Annotated in this window: 6 protein-coding genes; 5 read left to right on the top strand and 1 reads right to left on the bottom strand. The window is 39.5% G+C overall.

Annotation, left to right across the window (positions count from 1 at the left end; genetic code table 11):
* Position 1 precedes the first annotated feature (1 nt).
* Positions 2-1,318, bottom strand: coding sequence for an ISL3 family transposase (locus tag BAU15_RS04630; RefSeq protein ID WP_161841586.1), 1,317 nt, complete (start codon positions 1,316-1,318; stop codon positions 2-4).
* A 255-nt stretch (positions 1,319-1,573) separates the two neighbouring features.
* Between BAU15_RS04630 and BAU15_RS04625 the strand changes: the two genes are divergently transcribed.
* From BAU15_RS04625 to BAU15_RS04605, 5 genes are all read left to right on the top strand, one after another.
* On the top strand, positions 1,574-2,278 hold the full coding sequence (locus BAU15_RS04625) for a Crp/Fnr family transcriptional regulator (protein ID WP_002292156.1): 705 nt from the start codon (positions 1,574-1,576) through the stop codon (positions 2,276-2,278).
* Between the two features lie 228 nt (positions 2,279-2,506).
* The gene (locus BAU15_RS04620; RefSeq protein ID WP_003102891.1) at positions 2,507-2,845 is read left to right on the top strand and encodes a hypothetical protein; all 339 of its coding nucleotides are present in this window, start codon (positions 2,507-2,509) and stop codon (positions 2,843-2,845) included.
* Positions 2,830-3,684: a prolipoprotein diacylglyceryl transferase gene (lgt, locus tag BAU15_RS04615; RefSeq protein ID WP_003109035.1), complete on the top strand. Its 855-nt coding sequence runs from the start codon at positions 2,830-2,832 to the stop codon at positions 3,682-3,684. The genes BAU15_RS04620 and lgt overlap by 16 nt, the downstream gene beginning before the upstream one ends.
* A gap of 146 nt (positions 3,685-3,830) precedes the next feature.
* Positions 3,831-4,064, top strand: coding sequence for a heavy-metal-associated domain-containing protein (locus BAU15_RS04610; protein WP_003103602.1), 234 nt, complete (start codon positions 3,831-3,833; stop codon positions 4,062-4,064).
* Between the two features lie 197 nt (positions 4,065-4,261).
* A complete protein-coding gene (locus tag BAU15_RS04605) occupies positions 4,262-6,124 on the top strand; it encodes a heavy metal translocating P-type ATPase (protein ID WP_161841585.1) in 1,863 nt (620 codons plus the stop codon).
* Positions 6,125-6,398: the final 274 nt, after the last annotated feature.

Below are 6,398 nucleotides of genomic sequence, written 5' to 3'. Positions count from 1 at the left end.
GTTAAGCAGCTTTGCTTAGCTGGAGCTTCTTTTTGTTGTCTTTAACGTCTTCAAAAATTAAGCCTTGAACTAAATAGATGCGGTCACGTAGATTTGCAAAGTTTCGATAGCCATAAGCCACTCGTTTAATAACCTTTATTTTATTATTAGTTCCTTCTAAAGGGCCATTACTATAGTTTGTAGAAAGGGCATTCTTAATTCCTTTTTTGTACTTTTTGAAGAAGGTTAGTTTCTTGCGAAACCATTTAGGCAAACGGTTATCTAGCGAATAAATAAGATCAAAAAAGTGTCTACTTTTGCCTTGTTTGAAGTAATACATCAGGTATTGACACGTTTCATAGGCAAGCTTTAGCGTGTGGTCATAAGTTAATAGCTCATCGACAATCGCTTTTCCAGTCATTGGTCGTTTAAACGAACGATTATAGCGGTAATTTGAGCTATCTAAGGAATTTGAGTCTTTCAAAAATAATTTCCAAAAACGTTTCAAACGCGAATACTTCAGCGAATCAGTTTTCTGATAACGATTCATGGTTTGAATGCGTAATTGATTCAGTGACCGAGTGATTTGTTGGATGATATGAAATCGATCTGTTACGATTTGGGCATTTGGAAAAAGGTCTTTCGCTAATTCAAAATAAGGAGCGTTCATGTCTGTGACAATGTATTTCACTTTTAAACGAGCCTTGCGGCTATAGTGATAGAAATAGGTACGAAGATACGCCAAACGGCGACTTTCTAATACGCCCAGAAGCTTGCGTGTCTGACCGTCCATAAAAACAAAACTCATTTTCCCTTCACAAGATTTCATGGCTTTAAACTCATCAAAACATAAGACAGTCGGAAGAAAGTTCCAATTTGGTTTAAAGGTTTTAACGCACTCCTTCATCACACGCATCACCGTAACATCGGAAACAAAATACTGACGAGCAATATCTTTTCTACTGGAATTTCGAGCAAGGTCCATGGCGATCTTTTGTTTTAATTCCCTTGAAATGTAACAATTCTCCTCGACGAGAGGAGTCTTGGCATTAAAGGTAGCTCCACATTCTTTACATAAAAAGCGCGTTCTTTTCAGAGACAAAAAGGTTGGGACTGAACGCAATGGAAGCAATTGAACTTTTGTTTTATGTGTGCCATTCTTAATAATTTGACCTTCATTTTTTATCCCACACTTGGAACAAGCCTTTGGGGTGTAATCAAGCCTAGCATGGATAAAGTGCGTGGTCAGATGATTGATTGTCCGCGATTCTAACCAATTTTCTGGAAATTGAAAGTTTTTGTCTGTTAAACCAAGTAATTTTTTAGTATGATAGTCCATGAGAGATATCCTCCTTGATGATTGTGTTGTGGTGATTCAATTCTATCAATTTGGCTATCTCTCTTTCTATTTATTTGCTTACAAAAATAGTGTTGGGAGAAGATTCGAAAATCTTCCACCAACACTATATATTATAGAACCAATTCTTTCCAGTCCTTTTTCCATTTTCTTGATGTGCATCAATTTTTTTGTAGTAAGAGACTTATATAATAAAAGCGGCGAATATAAACAAAATAAATAAAGGGGGAGAATGAATTGACTAAACATACCCATCATGAAATTGGCGACCACGCAGCCTGTATCCGCTTGGTTCCAATATTCAATCACTTAGAGGATAGCGCGATGAATTACATTGCTGAAAAAGCCCACACGAAACAGTATCAAAAAGGAGAGTTTCTGTTTCGTTCACAAGAAAAAGAGGATACTTTATATATTATCAATCGTGGGAAAATCCGTATTTATCGATTGGCAGACTCTGGCAAAGAGCAGCTAGTGCGGATCTTGAACCCTGGTGATTTCACCGGAGAATGGACCTTGTTCAACCCGGATGCAGTACACGAGGAATATGCCGAAGCAACCCGAGATACCGTTGTCTGTATGATTCAGCAAAAAGATGTCCAAGATTTTCTGGAACAATACCCAGCTATTTCTTTAAAACTATTGGCGGAAATGTCTAAACGGTTAGAAAGTTCAGAACGTCAAACGACACAAGTAGCCGTGGAGAGTGTCATTACCCGTTTAGTTTTGTTTTTGGCAGAAAATGTGGAACCTGAAATGGGCAACTCTCCCACCATCACCCTGCCGATGGCAAAAAAGGACATTGCTTCCTATTTAGGAACGACACCTGAGACCATCAGTCGCAAATTTGGAGAATTGGAGGACGAGGGATTGATTCAACAGCTGTCTGGGAAAAGGATCAAGATTCAGGATTTAGATGATTTATTGCTTTACAGCGAATAATCGGACACACTTTTTTCTACACGTTGGTGTTCTGTCGCTCTTCATTAACAACGGGACAGAACTCAGTGCTTTTGCTTCCATCTGTCCGTTTTTGGCTTTTTTAAGACAGAACGACCTTCATTCATTGGAAAAATAAAAGCACAAACATGATAACCCTCAAGTTTTTTTGTTTTATTTTTCTTTAAGATAGGGTTGTCGAACAAAACGTAAAAATAAGTAGGGGTGAATGTGCATTATTTTTGGGTGATAGTTGCCATCACGTTGTCAGCAGCGGGTGCATTCTTTGTCGTCCCTTTCACCAAGAACACGATTGGCGGCGAAGCAAAAACGTCTAACGTTGTTGAGGCAGATAGGTTAGCTATGGAAAAAGAAGAGGAAGTTGTAAAAGGAGCCGGCGTAATCGGACACGGAAAAGTGGCGTATTACGAAGCGAGTGACCAGGGAGATAAAAGTGTATTCACTGTTTGGTTTCCATGGAGCTTAGCCGGAATCTTGTTCAGCATCACCATGACTAGAATGACGCGAAAAATTGAAGAAATGGAGCAAATAGAATGGAATTCGTATTAGGCGTTTTGAATCCCCATGCGGTGGAGATTGGTTCTGTTGTGATTCATTGGTATGGAGTCATTATTGCAGCGGGCATATTAGCGGCTCTCCAGTTGAGCACCAAGGAAGCAAAGAAAAAAGGACTGGAAGAGGATACCATTATCGATATGGCCTTATGGGCAATTCCGATTGGACTCCTCGGCGCTCGGCTTTATTATGTGTTATTTGAACTTGGTTATTATCTGCAAAATCCAGGACAAATCCTTGCGATTTGGAATGGCGGCATTGCGATTTATGGGGGATTGATTGCAGGAGGGGGTACGCTATATTGGTATGCAAAGAAAAAAGGTACTTCTTTGGCACTCGTTCTTGATATTTTAGCGCCCAATGTATTGTTAGCCCAGTCCATTGGTCGTTGGGGCAATTTTATGAATCAGGAAGCTCATGGTGGACCGGTTACTCGTCAATTCTTGGAAAATCTTTATTTACCTGAATTTATCATTGAACAAATGAATATCAATGGTACCTACTACCATCCGACTTTTTTATACGAGTCATTGTGGAGTTTGTTGGGCTTTGTCCTCATCGTCACTATACGGAACCGAAAACAGCTTTTGCGTCAAGGAGAAGTCGCTTTGAGTTACGTTTTGTGGTACTCAGTGGGTCGGTTCTTCATTGAAGGTATGCGAACGGACAGTTTATGGATTGGCGAGTGGATCCGCGTTTCGCAAGCCTTGTCTCTGGCCCTGTTTATTGGCGCGATTGTAGTATGGTTTATACGCAGACAAGATTATCCACCAATTTCTTATTATTCTGATGGCAATAAGGGGCAGAAAAAGACTATTAAGATGGTGAATTGAGCAAAAAGATAAAAAGAAGTGCAAAACTTGATATGCGTCAATTTTCGTTTGCTAAAAGGGAGCTATACTACAGTTGTAAAGAGGAAAAGGCAGTGTTCATTAATCTGCTGCCGATAAAATAAAAACACATAAAGGAGATAGGAATTATGGAAAAAGCTATATTGCAATTAGAAACGTTGTCTTGTCCAAGTTGTATGCAAAAAATTGAAGGTGCCGTGAAATCAGTTAACGGTATTGATAAAGACAGCATTAAAGTATTATTCAACTCCAGCAAAGTCAAAACCAATTTTGATTCAGCTGTCACTTCGATTGAAGAGATTCAAAAAGCTATCGAAAACGTAGGCTATCCGGTCCTTAAAGCAAAAGTCAAGGCTGCTTAACAGATTAAATGAACTAGGCAATTCTGGAAGAAAAGCTATTTTTCCAGGATTGCTTTTTTTGTTGCAATCCGATTCGAGGTGCTTAGAAACGATAAAAGAGAACTTTCTAAACTTGATGTCAGTCAATTAATTACTTGGGCAATTATCTTATACTGTGTTTATCAATAAAAGAGAAATTAAATTTGGAGGGAAAAAGCATGCAACAATATATATTAAGCAAGAAAAATGTTATCACCGTCATCAGTGGATTGTTAATCGTACTCGGTTTCTTCAGTCACTTTGTTTTAGAAAACGTAGGACTTTCAGAGTGGTCTTTGATCATCGCCTCTGTCTTTGGGATTATGCCAATTGCCATTCAAGCGTTTCAAGCAATGAAAGTCAAAGTCATCAGTATTGATGTTTTAGTCAGTATTGCAGCGATTGGTGCGCTTTTTATTCAAAATTATGAAGAATCGGCTATTGTCACGTTCTTATTCTTATTCGGACACTACTTGGAACAACGAACATTGAACCAAACGCGATCTGCTATCAAAGAATTGACTGAAATGGCACCCGAAAGCGCCTTGAAACAAATGGATAATGGCGAATTTGAAGAAGTAGAAGTGGATGATGTAGATGAAGGGGATATCTTGCTCGTTAAAACGGGTGCGAAAGTTCCAGTAGATGGTACAGTCCTTACGGGTGAAGGGCATATCAATGAAGCTAGCATTACAGGTGAAGCTGTTCCGGTCAACAAGCTAGCTGATGCAGAAGTTTTTGCAGGAACCATTTTAGAAAACGGAACGATTCAAATCAGAGCTGACCGAGTTGGTGAGGACACCACATTTGGAAAAATTATTGAACTCGTGGAAGAAGCACAAGATTCTAAATCCGAAGCGGAACGGTTCATTGATCGCTTTTCTAAATACTACACACCAGCTGTCTTGGTTCTGGCAATTGTTGTATGGGCGTTCAGTCAAAATATTGAGTTAGCAATCACCATCTTGGTTCTAGGTTGCCCAGGCGCATTAGTTATCGGAGTGCCTGTCTCAAACGTTGCCGGTATTGGGAATGGTGCTCGTAACGGTGTTCTTTTAAAAGGGAGTGAAGTCATTCAAGACTTCAGCAATGTGGATACAATTGTATTTGATAAGACAGGTACTTTAACTGTCGGAAACCCAACCGTTGCAGCGACTGAACTGTATGAAAAAGATCCTGCTGAAACGCTTGGCTATCTGGCCAGTGTGGAACGGGAATCAGATCATCCATTAGCAAAAGCGGTCTTAAATCAAATTGGAGAAACAAATTTTTATCCTGTTGAAGGAACTGAAGTCGTGAAAGGCGGCGGAATCGTTTCAAGTGTAGCTGGACATAGAGTGGCTGTTGGGAATGTGGCCTTGATGGAAAAAGAAAATGTCACTCTCAGCAAAAAAGTGCAAAAAGATGTCAAACGGTTTGAACAACAAGGGAACTCTCTCGTTTTGACAGCGGTCGACGGTGAATTAAAAGTACTGATGGGCATTCGCGATCAAGTCCGTCCGGGTGTGAAAGCTAATTTGCAGGAATTAAAAGACTTGGGCGTGGAAAATCTAGTCGTTCTTTCAGGAGATAACCAAGGAACCGTTGATGTGGTCGCCGGTGAACTTGGTTTGACCGAAGCTCACGGCCACATGTTGCCGGAAGACAAATCGGCTTATATCGGAAAACTTCAACAACGTGGTCAAATTGTAGCCTTTGTTGGAGATGGCGTTAACGATAGTCCGTCCTTAGCTTTAGCAGACATTGGAATCGCAATGGGAAGCGGAACGGACGTAGCGATTGAAACATCCGATGTCGTTTTAATGAACTCGAACTTCAGCAACTTGCCTCACGCATTAGGATTAGTAAAAGCCACCGCAAATAATATGAAACAAAATATCGCGATTTCAATTGGAGTAGTGTTGGTCTTGTTGACCAGCGTCTTCTTCAGCGAATGGATGAATATGTCTATCGGAATGTTGGTTCATGAAGGTAGTATCCTGGTGGTAATTTTCAATGCCATGAGATTAATGAAGTATAAGTTGAAAGGTCGAAAAGAATAAAAAGAAGTATCAGCACCTGCAGAGACAGTAAAAATATCTTAAGAATAAACTAGAAGAGGCTGGGACAATAGTCCATCCTTGAAATGACAAAAGCGGAAACTCCCAGATTTAAAATTCTGGGAGTTTCCGCTTTTTTGAGTTCTTGAAAAAAAAATAAGAGTATAGAGTATGCTCTTTATAAAATTAATTTTCGTGTGAATGATTAAAAAATCTAATAATAAAATTTAAATTCCTATTAAGTTGTAACACATGAAATTGTATAAAGTAGTGTATC

Source organism: Candidatus Enterococcus huntleyi, assembly GCF_009933175.1.
Taxonomy (GTDB): Bacteria; Bacillota; Bacilli; order Lactobacillales; family Enterococcaceae; genus Enterococcus_K; species Enterococcus_K huntleyi.
Note: the sequence above shows the minus strand (reverse complement) of the source record. Positions and strands in the feature narration are given on the sequence as shown.

What these genes read in the sequence shown, in the direction of transcription:
- BAU15_RS04630 (WP_161841586.1), bottom strand. Translation starts at nt 1,318, where the DNA reads ATGGACTATCATACTAAAAAATTACTTGGTTTAACAGACAAAAACTTT.
- lgt (WP_003109035.1), top strand. Translation starts at nt 2,830, where the DNA reads ATGGAATTCGTATTAGGCGTTTTGAATCCCCATGCGGTGGAGATTGGT.
- BAU15_RS04610 (WP_003103602.1), top strand. Translation starts at nt 3,831, where the DNA reads ATGGAAAAAGCTATATTGCAATTAGAAACGTTGTCTTGTCCAAGTTGT.
- BAU15_RS04605 (WP_161841585.1), top strand. Translation starts at nt 4,262, where the DNA reads ATGCAACAATATATATTAAGCAAGAAAAATGTTATCACCGTCATCAGT.